Here is a 16,248-nt window from a genome sequence, read left to right as displayed (position 1 = left end):
ACGCCTCCATGGTGTCGTTTCACGCTCATATTGGTAGTGAATTGATAGTGCATTGTCAACGGGTTCACCAGTGATTTGGCAGTGAAGTGATCGGCTCAGCTAGGCTTGCCGCAGGTCACGACGGGCAGGAGGCCCCTTGAACGAGGACTGGCGTGCGGTCGGCCAAGCCATCGGCGAGCGGCTGGACGAACGAGGCACGACGATGACCGATCTCGCGACGCAGGCCGAGGTCTCGCTGACGACGGTGCGCGAACTCGTGCACGTGCTGAGCACCCGCCGGCGCAACCCGCGGACGCTGAGCCGCATCTCGAAGGCCCTCGGCTGGCCGGAGGACCACTTGCAGAAGGTCTTGCGCGGTGGCGAGTCGTCCACTCCGGACGCTGGCAGTGACGATCTCCAGGCGGTCCGCGCCGAGCTGCGCGCGCTGCGGAAGCGGGTCGAGCAGCTGGAAAAGCGGTTGAGCTAGCTCAGAACGTTCTGCAAGAACGTCGCCATCCCGGTCACCACCGATCCGAGGAATCCCGCGAGCTGCCTCGCCAGGTTCGCGGCGCTGACCGGGTCCTGTACCACCAGCGTCACGACCGCCAGCGTCATCAGCGTGCCGAGCACCTTCGGCAGCACCCCGCCGCCGTTCGAGCCGGGCATGGGGAACGTCTGCTTGGCCATGGCTGTGTCCTTTCGTCGCGGTGGTCGCGGAGTGGCGGGGCGTCTGGTCGCTCCCGGTTTCCGTTTCCGTTGCCATGACTCAAGAGTCCGTGTTCGGACGCCGTTACGGCAGCGCACACGAGGGGGCGCATTGGCACAGAGGGGGCACACGCCACAAGTCGCGTGTGCCCCTGTCCGGTTGGCCCGCATGTTTTACTACTCGGCGGAGGCATTCGGATCATGGCTGAGCGGGAACCGAACCGGCGCCTAGCTGCGCTGATGAGCGAAGCGGGCCTGACGAACAAGGGCCTGGCCAAGCGCATGAGCGACTTGAGCAAGCTCGACGGTTCCGAGCCGATCGCCCCGTCCCACACCAACGTCGAGAAGTGGCTGAGCGGCGCGACCAAGCGGCCGAAGGCTCGTACCTGCCACGTGCTGGTCAAGGTGCTCAGCCACGTGCTCGGCCGCCCGGTCACGATGGACGACGTTGGCTACGGCGAAGTGTCGGCCGAGAACGTGGACGACACGCTCGAATACCCGGAGACGATCAGCGACTCGATCACGTCGCTGACGCAGCTCGCCTCGTTCGAGCTCCGCCCGTCCGGGCAGTCGGACCGGTTGCTGGTTGTTCCGGCCGCGTGGAGTTCGTTGCTGGTCAAATGGATGTTCGGCAGCGACGGTGAGCGTTCGCGGCCGGTGGAGCCGCGGCCGATCGGCGAGTTCGACGTCCAGGCCGTGCACGACGCGACCACGATGTTCGCGGGCTACGACTACCGCTACGGCGGAGGTCGACCGAAGCCGTTGGTAGCGCAGTACCTCGAAAGCGAAGTGCTCCCGCTACTGCCGCACGTCTCACCGGACAACGAGCTGGGGCGCAGGTACTTCCAAGAGGTCGCCGCGCTGACCCGGTTGGCCGGATGGACCTGCTACGACACCGGTCAGCACGCGCTCGCGCAGCGCTACCTGCACCACGCGTTCCGCCTCGCGCGGGCGGCCGGGGACCGGGCGCTAGCCGGCCGAATCCTCGCGGGCATGAGCCACCAGGCGAACTTCCTCGGCTACTACGAGCAGGCCGTCCACCTGGCCCGCGCAGCCTCGCAAGGAGCACGCGGGCAGGCGACGCCGACAGCGATGGCACTGTTCCACTCGATGGAGGCCCGCGCCCTCTCCTCCCAGGGCAATGAGCAGGAAGCCACCACGGCAATGCGTGAAGCTGAGAAGTCCCTCAGCGCCAGCAACCCTGCGAACGATCCGAACTGGATCCGCTACTTCGACCTCGCCGAGTTGAACGCCGAGTTCGCCCACTGCTTCCGCGACCTCGACAAACCCGACCTGGCCACCGAACACGCCGCCAGGTCCATCGAGTCCTCCGACAGCCTCTACGTCCGCAGCCTCTCCTTCTGCCGTACGGTCTTGGCCACGTCGTACCTCCAGGCGAACGAGGTAGAGCAGGCGGTCACCGTCGCCCGCGAGGTCGTCGATACTGCCGCCGGGCTGAAGTCCTACCGCGTCAACTCCTACCTCGATGAGTTCCGCGACCGGCTACGCCAGCACTCCGACTCGTCGGCCGTCGCAGCGTTCGAGGATTACGCGGCTGACTCGATGCCGTCGAGTCTGCTCAGGGTTCTGTAGACCTCAGTTTTATCGTGTTTCAGAGTTTCTTTTCTTCATCAAGGGCGGTCTCTGCGGGGCCGCCTGCCCGCTGTATCCGAGCCCGGCCAAGCCGACCCGCCGGGCGTGCGGCTGGCGCCGACCCGGCGGCCAGCGGCCGGGCGCAAAGCGGAAGGCAATATCTTCAAGCTCAGGCACCAGCGATGTGATTCGGTTATCTATTCGGACTCATTGACGGCAGCGAGGTGGTCACGAAGCCTAGTATGCCGAAATTGATATACCGAACCTGCTTGGCGCAGCACGCCTCGCTGGTAAGCGTCTTCAAGGAAACGTTTTGGGCGCCACGGAAATCTGCGAGCAAGCGGAAGAAGCAGGCGCGCAAAGAGCAGCCAGTTCCCCCATGCCGAGAAGGCTAACTGAAGTGCTCCGCCCATGACCCCGAAGAAAGATGCGACTGCGATAGCGCCTGAGGTGATGGGAGCAGCAAGGAGATAAGCGACGAGCATTATTGTTACTACAGACACAGTTATTCGGAAAAGCGTAACTGTGCGGTCAGTACTTAAGAGCTGCCAGGGCGTGGTCCCCTCTCTCGGGGACAGGATCTCCCCGAGAGATGAGACAACGGCGTTCGCGATTCCCATCATGACTCCGACCACGAGCCCGACCATGAGCCCGAATAACATGCCTCCCATGATCCCCCAAGCGGGCTTAGTAAAAGTATGACCGCGATCCCATCCCCGTCCGGATGGGTGAGGCCAAACACCAGTCCGTACACTGGCCCGTACGCTAGGCCCCCCGCGAGGCCGAGTGTGATCCCGATTCCTAACCCGAGTACGAACCCGCGTGCCGCTTCTTCACTTGAAGTCAGGGCAGAGCGTTTTATACTGATTCGGCGTCGCAATCGTATTCGTTCCGGCTCGCGTCTGCTGATTCGCTTTTCGTTGATAAGCGCGAGCGTAAGCCCCAGCCCTAGTCCTAGCGCGAGCCCTAAACCCAGCCTAATCGGCAATGCAACTGCGAAATCGCTCCCCCCGCGCATACGTCCGAACTTCAGAAAGTCTGTGAGCCAGTCCTCGAATCCGTAGGCGAATGACTCTAGCACTAAATACGCGAGCCCGAGCATGAGCCCATAGGCGATGGTGGTGGCGAAAATTCGAGTGCGGCGGTGTAGAAGAGTGGGAAGTCGCCACCAGGTAAGATCATGGGTTCCGTGACTTTGGAGTCTGGTGGCGAGGTATCCGAGCCAACGGCGGACCTGTTCAGGATCCCAGACTAGGACTGTGGATCCGGATGGTATGGCGTGGTGGTCGGTGTAGACGGTGTCCACATAGCGACCCAACAGATGCTGTTCCAGATCATCACGGGCAGGGAAGCGTGTGGTATCAAGCAGTTCCCGGGGGAGTTTTCGTTGACGTCGTTATAGGTGGTGCGAGCGAGCATGACCATTAACGGTGTAGTCACTACCGGTGCGAGGTTGCGGCTTGCTATCGTCGCGGGCTCAGTGCGCAAATACTCAAAGATGCATTCCCATTCCGTGGCGCGCGAGGGGTTACTGCTCCGGCGCAAATATTGTTCAGTTTGTTCAAGGGTGAGGTCTTCGAGTTCGATGGCCGCTGCCCGGCCGACGGCCTTAACTTCCCGAGCAGCCTGCGCATACTCAGCTGGGCGGCTGGTGACCATCAGCGGCCATCGAACACGGCTAATTTCGGATATTGCGGCGCGGCGGTGCTGTTCGGGAAGCTCGTCGAACCCGTCTAGTACAGGCAGGACCCAGTCCCTATCGACGAGCAGCTCGGCGCTTCGTTTTCCCGTGACGTCGTGCTTTGCCAGGAAGGGATGATCGCGCACAAGCCGGTTGGCCATCCAGTCCCGCAGCCCGGTTGTGATGGGGTTCCAATCACTTAGGCTGAACAACACCGGTACCGGCGCGCGGTGGTCCCGGTGTTCGATTAGGTCGAGAACCAGACGGTGGGCCAGCACGGTCTTGCCCGCCCCTGCACGTCCGAGAACCAGCAACCGTTGCGAACCAGTGGCCTTGAAGGTCTCCCGGATTGTCGTGAACTCACCCGACAGCGACACCGGATCCGCCCGTTGCGGGCTGGCTTGAATGTTCTCCCAATAGTCGAACAGATCCTGCTCAGCCGAATGCCAACGCACCGACAACGGAGCAGGATCACCGATCCGCCAGTGATCCTCTTCCTTTCTACTGAGTTCTCGCACCGCATCTGCCAAGTACCCGGCTAGCAGCTCGTCTGCACCGGCAGCCCGGTGCTGCAACGTGACATTGCCGTGCACGTCGCGAGCTTGGAAAGAAATCCCGCTGACCTTACCGCTATTCTCGTTGTGGACCCCACCACTCTCTGTCACGCCCGTAGCGTCCCACACACACCTCTCAAGTTGGCCCGATGTCGAAACTTTGCCGCGACACACCCACCCGCCGCGGGAAGCCAATCCGTGGGGCACTAGCGGCTAACAGATGTCGAAGACCACGACAACTAACAGATATCGGCAGCTGGCGAGCCCACAGGTAGCCAGCTGCGTGGCCGGTACACGCTGCGGCCGGAACGCCCTCCGGAGGCAGGTGGCAGGGTTGAGAGGCACCCCCGTTTTCCCGCAGATTAACGGCAAACGTTGACAGGTGTCCGTCCACAGTGGCTATTCGTAGTCGCGAAGCGGCGAGTGTACGGGAGGTATCAATGAACGTTGTCGAACAGCGAAAACCCACTTTTCCTAAAGGCCGGTTTAGAAGGTGGCCCATCGACGCGGGCGGTCGCCGGTTTGTAGGTCTGTGATCCGCTTGTGGACTTCGGCGTCGACGTCCGTAGCTTGCCCGAGCTGCTGAGCGAGCCAGGTGGTCATGTTTAGCTCGCGGATGGCTCGGATGGTGGGGAAGCCGTCCCATACCAGCGGGTCGAAGCCGTAGGCGCCGGTGTAGCTGGCGTAGGCGGCGTCGCTGACCCAGCCCATCGCTTGGTAGCGGACGGCCTCCACACAAGCATCCCACTCGCGTGGTCCCCAGCAGAAGTCTTCGAGGTCGATGACCCGGATGGTGCCGTTGTGGTCCCGCATGAGGTTGCCCTTGTGGTAGTCGCCGTGGACCGGGCCGAAGCCGAGTTCGAAGGTGAGGTCGGCGAACTGCTCGTCGAGTTCCTTCTTGCGGTTGCTGAGGAAGGCCCGGTCGTCGTCGGGTAGGGCGGAGCCGATGTTCTGGAGTCGGCTCTCCACCTTCGGCATGGGCTCGAAGAACGGCAGCGAGAGGTCCGACGGCTCGGGGATGGAGTGCAGCCGCCGCAGCACGTCGCCCAGCTCGCCGGAGCTGATCGGCTGCTCGCTCTCCTCGATGAACTCCCAAAAGGTCACCGCCAGGTCGCCGACGGGAACGAGCTCGCGGTCGACCGGGGCGAGCCGGACGGCGGGGAACTGGTGGGAGGCGAGCCAGCTCGCGATCCGTGTTTCCTTGCGGCCGGCGGAGACGGAGCGGCCGACCCTGGCGATGATCGGAGCAGTGGCGAGCCGAAACATGGCGTTCTCGCCCATGCGGACCAGCTCAGCGCCGCGCGGGTCGACTCCGGCGGCTTCGCTGGCGGTCTCCAGGACTTGGCGGGTGGTCTGCGGCGTGAACGTCGCGTTCTCCATCAAGCGCTGCTCCTCTTCGGCTCGCCTCAGGCTACGGGGAGTCCGAGCGGCTGCCTATGCGGTGCCCGGACCGGGTGGATGGATGGAAACCGGTCGGCGGTGCGGTATCGGGGCCTGCACCGCCGACCGGCGATCAGGGAGCTGAGACAGCTGCCGGGTGGCGAGCCGTGCACTCAGCTGGTGGGGCGTGTTCAGGCGGCTAACCGGGGCTCCCACTGAGTTCGCCTGACCTGACTTAGGGCGTCGAGGTCTGTCGATGGCCACGACGGGTCCAACCGAAGTGCTTGGGTCAGCTCGACGTTGCGGGCTGTCTCCGCTTCTCGGCTCAGGGGCTCGATCACTGCGGTGGTGTCCGGTTCCAGCGTCGGGATGTGGTGAGAGCTGAGGTGCCCGTGTTCGACCTCCAACGCGGCGCGACATGCTGCGCACCACGAGCGGCCCGCGCCCGCCGGTGGCAGGACGCTGCGGCGGCCGTGCACCTTGCCCGGTACGACGTGGCCGCACACGGCGACCGGTCGAGCGCCGTTCCACTCCCAACGAGCCGCGGCGTGCCATTCCGATTCCGCGACGCTCGCGATCCAGATCAGCGGGCTGTCCATCAGCGAACCCCACGACGAGGAGAAGTCGGCTGCTGCGGGTGCTCGGGAGGCCAGGCGAGCACACCGAGCCCGATCGAAAGTAGGAGCAGTAGCACGACAGCGCCCGTCATTGCTCCTCCCGCCCTTCATCGGAGAGCACGCCCGATTGGAGTTCGGGGGAGAAGCCTGCCGTCGCCGTGGCGGCTCGCCCCGCGCAAGGAATGCACGGCATCCCGCAGCGTTCGATCTGCTCGACGTCGTCGAGCACGAACTCCCGGCGGCACAGCGACCAGACCGAGCCCTGATCGGCGAATACCGCTAGGTGGACGACTCGTTGGGACTCGCCGACGACTCCGCGCAGATACCGAAACCGGTAGCTAACCGGACGAAATGTGCCCTCTGGTCTCGCTTCGGTGGACCGGTGTTCCTCGAATGACATGGACCGACTACCTCCCCTTCATCGGGCGAGAGCCGCACGACGCGGCGTCACTGCTCGCGCTATGTCCACAGTGGCGCTGAACGGCCTCATGCCGGGACGTCGGATAACCGGGCTGTCAAGGGGAACGCAGGGGGAGGATTGAGGGAGGATCTGTCCCGGTGATCGCGGTTACTGTTTGGAGTAGCGAGCCTCCAACCGTGGATGAGGGGTCGGCCATGCCCGAGGCCAATGAACCGCTGCGTCGTGCTCGGGAGCGCGTCGAGTCGCCGAACGCGTCCGGGGAATCGTTGACGCGCCAAGAACTCGCCGAGCTCGTCAACGCGTGGATCTACGAGAACACTGGCGCCACGAACGTCGCGGAGATCGACGCGAACTACATCGGCAAGCTCGAACAGGGCAAGATCCGCTGGCCGCAGGACGAGCAGCGCCGCGCTGCGCTCCGCGTCGTGCTTGGCGTCGCCACCGACAGCGAATTGGGGTTACGTCGTCCCCGCCGTGAGCCTCCGCGCGAGATGGGCGTGAACCGGCAGACGTTCTTGCGGACCGTCGGGGCCGGCGCGGCTGCGGTCGGCAGTGCACGCGTCATCGACATGTTCGCGTTCAGCGAGCCGACCCCTGTTCCGTCGGTGGTGGGAGCGAGTGAAGTCGCCGAGGTGCGGGCTATCGCGCAGACCTTCGGAACCTGGGATGCCCGCTACGGCGGAGGCTTCGTCCGCGAAGCGGTGATGGCGCAACTGCGGTTCGCCGTGCAGCTGCTCAACGTCCGGTGCTCCGAACGAACTCGGGGCGAGCTGTTGTCCGCAGTGGGCTACCTCGGGCACGTCACCGGTTTCATGGCGTTCGACGCCTACGCCCATGACGATGCGCGGCGGATGTTCCGGTTCGCGCTCTCGTGTGCGGAAGAGGTGGGGGACTGGCACCTGCGGGCAAAGATCCTGTCGTCGATGGCGCGACAATCCATCTGGTGCGGCGATCCGGATTCGGGCCTGACTTTCGCGGAGATGGCCTTGGTGCGGTCCGACCGGCTCACCGGAACCGAGCAGGCGATGTTGCACACCGCCCGAGCCCGAGCACTCGGCAAGCTGCGGCGCTCGCAGGACACCGTGATGGCAGTGGGCAACGCGGATGACGCATACGCCCGCGCCGAACCGGCGAACGATCCTCCGTGGATGGCGTACTACGACGGCGCCCAGCACGCGGGCGATACGGGCCACGCTTTGTGGGAGTTGGCCATCCAGGGTCGTTTCGTCACTGACGCAGCGACTCGGCTGGAGACGGCCGTCCGGCAGCACGGAGAAGCCGCAGCTCGTTCGCGCGCGATCAGTCAGACCAAGCTCGCTTCCCTCATCATGGTCACCGGCGACCCGCTCGAAGCGGCCACCCTCGGAGGCGGGGCGTTGGAAGCGGCTACCCCGCTGAAGTCCCATCGGGCCGCCGACGACCTCCGGGCGCTGAGCGGGTACGCGAGTGCTCACCGGGATCTCGGAGAGGTAACCGCGCTGCGCGGCCGGATCGAAGCGGCGGTCGCGACCGTATGAGCACCGAGACGGCTGCCGTGCTGCGTGGGGCGTGTGAGCGGGTTGGCTTGGACCACGGGGCCGCAAAGCTCATCAGGGCAGGGGAGAACGACCTTTACCGACTGCCCGGCGGCGTGGTCGCGCGCATCTCCCGGCCCGGCCAGGTCTCCGCGGCGGCCAAGGAACTACAGGTGACCCGATGGCTGGCCGGTACCCAGGTTCCGGCGGTGCGTCCGTGGGGTGAGCCGGACGCCCCGGTTGTGGTCGGGGAGCAGGGGGTGACGTTCTGGCACGAGCTTCCGCCGCACGAGCAAGGCAGCACGACCGACGTAGCCGGGCTGCTGCGCGAGCTGCACAGCCTTAACGTCCCGGACGGGATGGACCTGCCGGAGCTGGCGCCGTTCGTGCGCGTGGCCGAACGCATCGACGGTGCCACCTGGCTCCACACCCAGGACCGGGACTGGCTGCGCAAGCGTCTGACCGAACTCCAAGACGCTTACAGGGAGCTCCCTGCCGGTATCCCGTGGCGCCTGGTCCACGGCGACGCCTGGCGCGGCAACGTCGCCGCCACCGCAGGCGGCCCGATCCTCATGGACTTCGAGCGCTGCGCCTACGGCCCACCGGAATGGGACCTCGTCTCCACCGCCGTATCCCATGTCACTACCGGCTGGCTCACCGCCGAACAGTGGACCGACTACTGCCGCACCTACGGCTACGACGTGACCGCATGGGACGGCTTCGAGATCCTGCGCGACATCCGTGAACTACGCATGACCACCATGGCCGCCCAAGTCGCCGAGAAGGACCCGTCAGCCAGCACCCAGCTCGCTCACCGGCTTGCCTGTCTTCAGGGGCATAAAGGCCCACGCCCATGGGGCGGGTGGCGTGCTGTGCCTTGATCGCACCCTGGCGCCGGGGGGCGGGCGCCCAGCCAACCGGCGGGACCCGGTTGATCCTGTCTACGCGGCTCTCCCAGCTCATGGTCCGACGCTATGCGGGCAGAGGAACCTATGCCTGATGAGATGCAGAGGCGTCGCGACCAACTAGGCAGACTGCGGAGCAAGCCTCCACAAAACCGACACCAACGTAGATCAACAGACTACGATTACGCTGTGCCGTTTAGTGATCTAGTTGGTAAGTTTTTCGCGATAATTGAGCATTTCAAGCCTCCGGTTGTCAGCGCAAGCGCTTCACTTCTCTCGGTGCTTGTCTCGAGCATCGTCGCGTTCTTCGCCTATCGTGCATACCGAAAGCAGGCAGCCCAACTCTCTCTGGCGCGAAGCCAGGAGCTCCGCCAGCAATCGTCAAAATTCACCGCATGGCTAGAGGATGATCCTGGGCTCAAACACATTCCCGGAGAAATGCTAGTTGGAACAGCGTACTTAGCGTGGGACGTACTGCGGTACATTAACGCCAGCGATCTACCAGTCTACAATGTTGCACTGGTGTACAAGGATCAAACTAGGCGACTTTCGATCGTCCATCGAATCGTTCGAATAATGCCGACGAATGAAGACCACGGGTCGAATTCAGTGAAAGTCAAGGATGCTTTTCCGAGATCTATTAAACTGGCAAGCGAGCTGCGCGCTTCACTTCCGGATGAGGCGGCAGGCCTAGACGCGGCTGAATGGTACGAAGCAGCAATTGCGGACGGGGGTGTGCGATCAACAATAGCCGAGGCGAAAGTGAAAATCAAATCCAGTATTCAGGAAGAGTGGTTCCGAATCCTAGATACCGGGGCGGTGCATTTCGATGACTGCGAAGGCAATCGCTGGCGCAGGCAACTTGACGGAAAACTTCGACTCCTGGGGTACGCCCGAGGGGGCCTTCTCCGCTGATTGCCACTCGTTACGGCCAGCAGCGCGACCAGGCTGGCGATCTTTCGAACACGCATTCTAGTGTGCTTGGAAGTCGGGTCGGGACGATGGGGAAGATCTCCCGGTCCGATGCGGGCTGGTCGACTGCACCCCATTCGGCCGGCCCGCCGCGGCCCTTAACGCTGCTTCTAACCCCGTCGCAGTTCTCGTCTCATTCGCGTCCGTTCGCCAGGGTTCGGCAAATGCCGAAAGCTGCGCTCACCAGCAGCTACGGCCAGCCCCGTACAGTACGAACGTCGGGTCGCTGACCTTGAAAGCGCGCGTCTCTGGCCCCCGTGCGGTACTAACCTCCCTGAGGCAGCGTCCGTTGGCGCAGGCGTAAGCACTGCCCGTGAGATCCGATGGGTGACTAACTGGGTGACAACCGGTGCTGTCGTGTGTGGACTCATGTGGACCGTTCCGGACAGTGGATGCAGGTCATTGCGGTGGGCTGTCCACGTCGATCGACAACCCGAAATGCCTGGCAGTCAAGGGGTCAGGGGTTCGAATCCCCTCAGCTCCACTCGGAGGAGTCTGGTTGACGCTGTTGCGTCTTCCCGGCTCCTTTTTGTTCGTACGGGGGCCGAGCCCCCGTAGGCCCCCACGGTGCGGTGGCTGGGGTGTGTGGGTTTGTTCCGTTGGGGAGGGTTCCCGGTCTGCTCACTGATCAGCGGTTCGGTGTTCGAGTAAGCTCCCTCAACCTCTATTCGGAGGAGTCTGGTTGACGCTGTTGCGTCTTCCCGGCTCCTTTTTGTTCGTACGGGGGCCGAGCCCCCGTAGGCCCCCACGGTGCGGTGGCTGGGGTGTGTGGGTTTGTTCCGTTGGGGAGGGTTCCCGGTCTGCTCACTGATCAGCGGTTCGGTGTTCGAGTAAGCTCCCGACCTCCACGTAAGAAGGCTCGTGCTCGCGGAGAGCGGGGGCCTCTTTGCGTTTTCATCGTGGGGGCGAGCCTCCACGATGCGGGGGCCGCTTCTCGTCGGATTTTGCGGCGGGGAGTTCCCCGCCTGGTCGTGGAACGGCTTGTCGAGGTGTGAGCGATCACGGTGGTGAGACCAGCGATGCCTGAGCCGGTCGTGCGCCTGGTCTACGAGCGCACCAGCCCGCGCGGTGTGGATTCCGGCGTGGAGCCGTTGATCGCAGTGTGCGCCGGGGTGGACGAGGCCGAGCGGATCAAGGAGCGGAGCTCCGCGCGTGGTCGGTACGTCTCGTGGGAAGAGCATCCGCTCGCCGGGTCCGCGGAGAAGACCGCTGCGCTGGTGGACGGCGAGATCATCCATGTGGTGTTGCTGGGTGGTGGGGACGTCGACGGGGGACCGGACGATCCCATCGGCATCGCCGTCTACGCGGGCCGGGAGGCCGCCGAGCTGCGTGCCGTCGAGGAGCACCGGAGGACCGGCTCTCCCGGGTATCACGCGGTCTCGCTGCCCATCGGGTGGCGAGCCGACGGCTGATCGAGCCGATGAGTTTCGGCGTCGGCGGGCCGGGAAAAGCGTGGATTTCACAGATCACTTCGTCGCGGTGATCGCTGCGAGGATGGGGTTCCGCCGCCGATCCGCGGATCGCCGACCCCGCAGGGAGCCGACACGTGATCGCCAATGTGCTCGCTACTGTGCTCGCCGCGTCGTTGCTGGCCCCGGCACCGTCGGCGGCGGTGCAAGAAGAAGTCTCCTGGACCGGGCCGTTGCACACCGAGGGGCGCGACATCGTCGACGCCGACGGCGACCGGTTCAAGCTGAAGTCCGGCAACTGGCACGGGGCCAGCGGCACGTGGAACGGCTCCGGTGACATCGAAGATCCGGCCAACCACCACGAAGGCGAGAACAGCCACGGCATTCCGCTCGGCCTGGACCGGGCCTCGATGGACGACATCATCGGGAGCTTCCAGGAACTCGGGCTCAACAGCGTCCGGCTGCCGTTCGCCAACGACATGATCGACGACGAGGCGGTCCTGCCCGACGAGGCGGTCGCCGCGAATCCGGAGCTGCGCGGCAAGACGCGGCTGGAGATCTACGACGCGGCCGTGCAGGCCCTCACCGACAGCGGCCTCGCCGTGATCCTCAACAACCACACCAACACTTCGCGCTGGTGCTGCGGAACCGACGGCAACGAACGCTGGAACAGCGCCCAGAGCGACCAGGAATGGGAAGAGGACTGGCTTTTCATGGCCGGTCGCTACGAGGACAACACGCGTGTCGTCGGCGCGGACCTCTACAACGAGGTGCGCCGCGACGTCCTCGACGACCCGAACTGGGGTCTCGGGGACGAGCACGACTGGTTCGCCGCGTCGCAGCGCGCCGGTGACCGCATCCTCAACGAGGCCAACCCGAACCTGCTGATCATCATCGAAGGCATCAACTGGACCGGCATCCCGGTCGACGGGTTCCCGCACGAGCGGCCGACGCTGGAACCGGTGCGCGAGTTGTCGCACGAGCTGGCCGAGCCCGGGAAGCTCGTTTACTCGGCGCACTTCTATGGATACACCGGCCCCAACCACAGCGGCGCGACCGGAACGGGGGAGACGACCGACCCGCGCTACCGGGACTTCAGCCGCGAGGAGCTCTACGAGGTGCTCCGCAGACAGGCGTTCTTCGTGACCGAGGAAGGTCAGCCGTACACCGCGCCGCTGTGGATCAGCGAGTTCGGCGCGGGACGCGGCGAGGAAGATCCGAAGGAGCGCGCGTGGTTCGAGAACTTCGTGGACTTCCTCGTCGACAACGACACGGACTTCGCCTATTGGCCGCTGGTCGGCTGGCACGAGAACGGCGAGGGCAATGGCTGGGGCCTGATGAACTGGGACGCGGACGGCAACCGGCAGTCCCTCGACGATGACGACTGGCGCGCGGCGGCTTGGCACCGCTTGACAGGCGGCTGATCAACGGGGGGCGTTGAGGAGCCGTCCGAACGCCGAATCGGCGGTAGCCGGTGCGCCGGCGGTCAGCCGGGCGTGATGCCCGAGGTTTGCGCGAAGGTGTTGTTCGGACCGTAGTGCCGTAGGCCGTGTCGGTGCGGCCGGGCCGCCCGCCGGTGCGCAGTCCCATCGAGATGCGAGTCTGTTTTGGTCTCGGGTTCGTGGCGAACGTGTCGATCCAGCGGTCGATGCCGGACTGCACGGTCGCCAGGGCGGCCCTGACCACGGCGATCCATTCGCTCGGCCCGATCGTCTGACCGGTGTTCTGGTCTCGGGGGAGGTTTCCCTGCACGGAAGACGCGGGCTGCCGGAAGCACCGGTTCCTCCGTCGAAGGCAACGGGGGAACCGGTGTCGGGGCGTCAGTCGCGGACGAGGTTGTTCGGGCCGTCCTGGTCGTCGGCGTTCACGGGAACGCACATCAGCGGGCCGGGGTCGCCGTGCTCGGCGAGCTCTTCGAGTTTGTCCGAGCAGGCTTGGGCGGTGGGGTATTCGCCCACTACTTCTTCGGCGAGCGCGGTGCCCGCGCCTGCGACGGACAGTCCCGCCGCGCACAGTGCCAGAGCCGTGATGGTTTTGCGGATGCTCATGGGAGTTCCTTTCCGAACGGGTATCACGAAGCGGCCGTGGATGGCCGTTTCCGGGAAATGGATGTTCACTGTTGGTCGATCGAAGCCGAGGGCGATGCCGGCACGGGACCGTGCGTGGACCGGCCCGCGAGTGGCAGGCCGGAGCCTCAGGCCGGGCCGTCGATGGTCAGCGCGCAGGTGACCGCCCGGCCGGGCTGCCCGGCCTCGGTCACCCGCTCCTCGCCTTCGACCAGCACCTTGCAGGTGAGGGCCGAATCAGGAGAGTCCGGCGTGACGACGATCTTCGCCGGGCCGCCCATCGGAACCCACGTGTCCTTGTGCGGGACGCTGAACTGCACCGGAGGCTGGTTCTGCGAGTCCGAAGTGGACTTCTGGATGGTGCCGGTCGCCCCGGCGGGACCCGCGACCTCCAGCGTCACCTCGTAGGCGGTCTGCTCCGGCGGACCGCCGCACGCGGTGAGGCCGACGAGGGCGAGTGCCGGCACGGCCAACACGAGTGCACGCTTCATGGGGATTGAGCTCCTTCGCGCAACGGCGTTCGATCTTCCGAGACCGAACGCTATTGGCCACCCGCTCGGTCGCGGATCGGTCGGACGACCGGTTCGCGCGGGAATCCCTATGACTATCGGCCTACCCCTTGCGACTGCCAGACCCACGCGGCGATCTCCACCCGATTCCGGAGGTCCAATTTGGACTGGATGCTCGACAGGTGGGTCTTGACGGTGCCGAGGGACAGGAACAGCTGCTCGGAGATCTCGGCGTTGGTGGCGCCCGTGGCGACCAGCTGGGCGACCTCCCCCTCGCGCGCCGACAGCGGGTTCGGCCGGTTCGCGCGGGGTTCGGCGGGGGAGTGGTTGCGCAGCAGCTTCACCGTGATCGCGGGGCTGACCAGCGCTTCACCCGAGGCCGCCGCGCGCACGCCTTCGAGCAGCAACGCGGAGCTGGCGGTCTTGAGCAGGAAGCCGCTGGCGCCGCCGTTGAGCGCGCGGTGCACGTACTCGTCGTCCTCGAAGGTGGTGACGACCACGACCTTCGGCGGGGCGACCGCGCCCGTGGCGTTGATCCGCTGCAAGGCGTCCAGACCGTCCAGCCGGGGCATCCGGATGTCCATCAGCACCACGTCCGGCCGGTGCAGCGCGACCATCTCCAGCGCTTCCACGCCGTCGGACGCCGTGCCGACCACCTCCATGTCGTCCTCGGCACCCAAGATCATTTCGAATCCGGTGCGGATCATCGCCTGGTCGTCGGCGATGAGCACTTTGATGGTCACGCGGTACCTCCGTTCGATGGCAGCGGCATGCGGGCTGCGAGGACCCAGCCGCCCGTCCGGGCGGGCCCGTCCTCGAACTCGCCGCCGACTTCGGCGACGCGGTCGCGCAGGCCTCGCAGACCGAATCCGCTGCCGGAGATCTTGCCAACCTCGCCGTCGTCGCCGACGCGCACCACCAGCTCGGATTCGGCGCGTTCCACGTCGATCCGCACCGTCGTCACGTTCCGGCCGTGCTTGCGGACGTTCGTGAGCCCTTCCAGGGCGACCCGGTGCGCGGTGGTGCCGACGTCGGCGGGGATGCCGTCGGTGGAGTCGGGCAACCGGAGCCGCGCCTCCGGTCCCGGCCCGCGGTTGAACCGCTCGACCATGGTGGAGATCTCGTCGATGGTGATCGGCGGCGCGGTGGTCCCGCCGTCGTCGGCGCGCAGCAGCCCGACCATGCGGTGCAGCGATTCCATCGCCTCGGCACCGGCCTCGGCGATGCTGTCCAGCGCGTCCAGCGCCTGCTGCGGCGACCGCTTCGCGATCGCCTGCGCGCCGCGCGCCTGCACCACCATTCCCGTCACGTGGTGGCCGACGAAGTCGTGCAGGTCGCGGGCGAAGTCGGTGCGCTGGATCAGCCGTTCGTGCTCGATCTGGCGCTGCCGCGCCCGGCGGGCCAGCCGGGCGGCCAGGCCGATCGTGCAGGACAGCGTCACGCAGCACACCAGGAGGAATCCGATCACCACCTCGGTCAAGCGGCCGCGCCCGATCGCGGGCTGGGCCACGACGACCGCGGACACGACCATCCCGGTGGCGATCGCCCAGCGCTTCTCCGCCCGCCACACCACGAGCCCGAGCAGGATCAGCAGCGCCGCGGTCGGCGTGAGCAGCAGCAACCCGAGGTCGGGGCGTTCCTTCCAGCCCTCGGCGTCGTAAGCGGGGTAGTACACGGCCGCCGAGATCACGGCGGCGCCGATGGCGGCCGCGGGCAGCGCACGAGGTCCGAGCCGCGGCGCGATCAGCAGGACCACCGCGGCCACCGACCCGCCGGTGAACATCACGGCCGGCGGCCACCGCGTGCCGTCGAAGCCCTCGAAGATCACGTACTCCAGCAGCATCGTCACGGGCGTCGTCACGAGGATGCCGAACAGCCAGAGCAACGACTGCCATGCGGGCTTGCCGGGGAACACCATGCGCCGACCCTAGACAAGCGGGGTC

The 16,248-nt window shown here is 65.6% G+C and carries 16 protein-coding genes; 7 read left to right on the top strand and 9 right to left on the bottom strand.

Going from position 1 to position 16,248, the window contains the following annotated elements; translation table 11 throughout:
• The first annotated feature begins 136 nt into the window (after positions 1 to 136).
• Positions 137 to 466 (top strand): helix-turn-helix domain-containing protein, encoded by a 330-nt coding sequence (locus H2Q94_RS25840; protein ID WP_243789758.1) that lies wholly within the window; start codon positions 137 to 139, stop codon positions 464 to 466.
• On the opposite strand, the gene H2Q94_RS25835 is transcribed toward H2Q94_RS25840, so the two are convergent.
• The gene (locus H2Q94_RS25835; RefSeq protein WP_243789757.1) at positions 463 to 666 is read right to left on the bottom strand and encodes a hypothetical protein; all 204 of its coding nucleotides are present in this window, start codon (positions 664 to 666) and stop codon (positions 463 to 465) included. The two genes, H2Q94_RS25840 and H2Q94_RS25835, sit on opposite strands and share 4 nt — an antisense overlap.
• Before the next feature lie 219 nt (positions 667 to 885).
• On the opposite strand from H2Q94_RS25835, the gene H2Q94_RS25830 reads away from it, so the two are divergent.
• A complete protein-coding gene (locus tag H2Q94_RS25830) occupies positions 886 to 2,277 on the top strand; it encodes an NsdA family TPR-like regulatory protein (RefSeq protein WP_243789756.1) in 1,392 nt (463 codons plus the stop codon).
• A 1,251-nt stretch (positions 2,278 to 3,528) separates the two neighbouring features.
• Here H2Q94_RS25830 and H2Q94_RS25825 read toward each other — a convergent pair.
• The 4 genes from H2Q94_RS25825 to H2Q94_RS25810 form a co-directional block, all read right to left on the bottom strand.
• On the bottom strand, positions 3,529 to 4,623 hold the full coding sequence (locus H2Q94_RS25825; RefSeq protein ID WP_243789755.1) for an NACHT domain-containing protein: 1,095 nt from the start codon (positions 4,621 to 4,623) through the stop codon (positions 3,529 to 3,531).
• Positions 4,624 to 4,998: 375 nt separating this feature from the next.
• Positions 4,999 to 5,892: a phosphotransferase enzyme family protein gene (locus tag H2Q94_RS25820; protein WP_243789754.1), complete on the bottom strand. Its 894-nt coding sequence runs from the start codon at positions 5,890 to 5,892 to the stop codon at positions 4,999 to 5,001.
• 191 nt (positions 5,893 to 6,083) lie between these two features.
• Positions 6,084 to 6,491 carry a hypothetical protein gene (locus H2Q94_RS25815; protein ID WP_243789753.1) on the bottom strand — a complete coding sequence of 136 codons (408 nt, stop codon included), beginning with the start codon at positions 6,489 to 6,491 and terminating at the stop codon, positions 6,084 to 6,086.
• Positions 6,492 to 6,597: 106 nt separating this feature from the next.
• Positions 6,598 to 6,909 carry a hypothetical protein gene (locus tag H2Q94_RS25810; protein ID WP_243789752.1) on the bottom strand — a complete coding sequence of 104 codons (312 nt, stop codon included), beginning with the start codon at positions 6,907 to 6,909 and terminating at the stop codon, positions 6,598 to 6,600.
• Positions 6,910 to 7,124: 215 nt separating this feature from the next.
• Between H2Q94_RS25810 and H2Q94_RS25805 the strand changes: the two genes are divergently transcribed.
• The 5 genes from H2Q94_RS25805 (at position 7,125) to H2Q94_RS25785 (ending at position 13,154) form a co-directional block, all read left to right on the top strand.
• On the top strand, positions 7,125 to 8,447 hold the full coding sequence (locus H2Q94_RS25805) for an NsdA family TPR-like regulatory protein (RefSeq protein WP_243789751.1): 1,323 nt from the start codon (positions 7,125 to 7,127) through the stop codon (positions 8,445 to 8,447).
• A complete protein-coding gene (locus H2Q94_RS25800) occupies positions 8,444 to 9,325 on the top strand; it encodes a phosphotransferase enzyme family protein (protein ID WP_243789750.1) in 882 nt (293 codons plus the stop codon). The genes H2Q94_RS25805 and H2Q94_RS25800 overlap by 4 nt, the downstream gene beginning before the upstream one ends.
• Positions 9,326 to 9,538: 213 nt before the next feature.
• Positions 9,539 to 10,264: a hypothetical protein gene (locus H2Q94_RS25795; protein WP_243789749.1), complete on the top strand. Its 726-nt coding sequence runs from the start codon at positions 9,539 to 9,541 to the stop codon at positions 10,262 to 10,264.
• A 1,076-nt stretch (positions 10,265 to 11,340) separates the two neighbouring features.
• On the top strand, positions 11,341 to 11,733 hold the full coding sequence (locus tag H2Q94_RS25790; RefSeq protein ID WP_243789748.1) for a hypothetical protein: 393 nt from the start codon (positions 11,341 to 11,343) through the stop codon (positions 11,731 to 11,733).
• A gap of 134 nt (positions 11,734 to 11,867) precedes the next feature.
• Positions 11,868 to 13,154: a glycoside hydrolase family 5 protein gene (locus H2Q94_RS25785; RefSeq protein WP_309501080.1), complete on the top strand. Its 1,287-nt coding sequence runs from the start codon at positions 11,868 to 11,870 to the stop codon at positions 13,152 to 13,154.
• A 396-nt stretch (positions 13,155 to 13,550) separates the two neighbouring features.
• Here H2Q94_RS25785 and H2Q94_RS25780 read toward each other — a convergent pair whose 3' ends face one another.
• The 4 genes from H2Q94_RS25780 to H2Q94_RS25765 form a co-directional block, all read right to left on the bottom strand.
• Entirely contained in the window at positions 13,551 to 13,778 is a 228-nt protein-coding gene (locus tag H2Q94_RS25780; RefSeq protein WP_243789747.1) for a hypothetical protein, read from the bottom strand.
• Between the two features lie 146 nt (positions 13,779 to 13,924).
• Positions 13,925 to 14,287 (bottom strand): hypothetical protein, encoded by a 363-nt coding sequence (locus tag H2Q94_RS25775; protein WP_243789746.1) that lies wholly within the window; start codon positions 14,285 to 14,287, stop codon positions 13,925 to 13,927.
• Positions 14,288 to 14,400: 113 nt separating this feature from the next.
• Positions 14,401 to 15,048, bottom strand: a complete 648-nt coding sequence (locus tag H2Q94_RS25770) for a response regulator (RefSeq protein WP_243789745.1) — start codon at positions 15,046 to 15,048, stop codon at positions 14,401 to 14,403.
• Positions 15,045 to 16,223 carry a sensor histidine kinase gene (locus tag H2Q94_RS25765; protein ID WP_243789744.1) on the bottom strand — a complete coding sequence of 393 codons (1,179 nt, stop codon included), beginning with the start codon at positions 16,221 to 16,223 and terminating at the stop codon, positions 15,045 to 15,047. Before H2Q94_RS25765 ends, H2Q94_RS25770 begins: the two co-directional genes overlap by 4 nt.
• Positions 16,224 to 16,248 lie beyond the last annotated feature (25 nt).

Source organism: Saccharopolyspora gloriosae, assembly GCF_022828475.1.
Classification (GTDB): Bacteria; Actinomycetota; Actinomycetes; order Mycobacteriales; family Pseudonocardiaceae; genus Saccharopolyspora_C; species Saccharopolyspora_C gloriosae_A.
This window is presented reverse-complemented; position numbering and strand designations above follow the sequence as displayed.

Bases quoted from the DNA above. Each gene is read 5' to 3' on its own strand.
- H2Q94_RS25790 (WP_243789748.1), top strand. From the start codon at position 11,341: ATGCCTGAGCCGGTCGTGCGCCTGGTCTACGAGCGCACCAGCCCGCGC.
- H2Q94_RS25765 (WP_243789744.1), bottom strand. From the start codon at position 16,223: ATGGTGTTCCCCGGCAAGCCCGCATGGCAGTCGTTGCTCTGGCTGTTC.
- H2Q94_RS25805 (WP_243789751.1), top strand. From the start codon at position 7,125: ATGCCCGAGGCCAATGAACCGCTGCGTCGTGCTCGGGAGCGCGTCGAG.
- H2Q94_RS25800 (WP_243789750.1), top strand. From the start codon at position 8,444: ATGAGCACCGAGACGGCTGCCGTGCTGCGTGGGGCGTGTGAGCGGGTT.
- H2Q94_RS25835 (WP_243789757.1), bottom strand. From the start codon at position 666: ATGGCCAAGCAGACGTTCCCCATGCCCGGCTCGAACGGCGGCGGGGTG.
- H2Q94_RS25810 (WP_243789752.1), bottom strand. From the start codon at position 6,909: ATGTCATTCGAGGAACACCGGTCCACCGAAGCGAGACCAGAGGGCACA.
- H2Q94_RS25830 (WP_243789756.1), top strand. From the start codon at position 886: ATGGCTGAGCGGGAACCGAACCGGCGCCTAGCTGCGCTGATGAGCGAA.
- H2Q94_RS25775 (WP_243789746.1), bottom strand. From the start codon at position 14,287: ATGAAGCGTGCACTCGTGTTGGCCGTGCCGGCACTCGCCCTCGTCGGC.
- H2Q94_RS25780 (WP_243789747.1), bottom strand. From the start codon at position 13,778: ATGAGCATCCGCAAAACCATCACGGCTCTGGCACTGTGCGCGGCGGGA.
- H2Q94_RS25815 (WP_243789753.1), bottom strand. From the start codon at position 6,491: ATGGACAGCCCGCTGATCTGGATCGCGAGCGTCGCGGAATCGGAATGG.
- H2Q94_RS25820 (WP_243789754.1), bottom strand. From the start codon at position 5,892: ATGGAGAACGCGACGTTCACGCCGCAGACCACCCGCCAAGTCCTGGAG.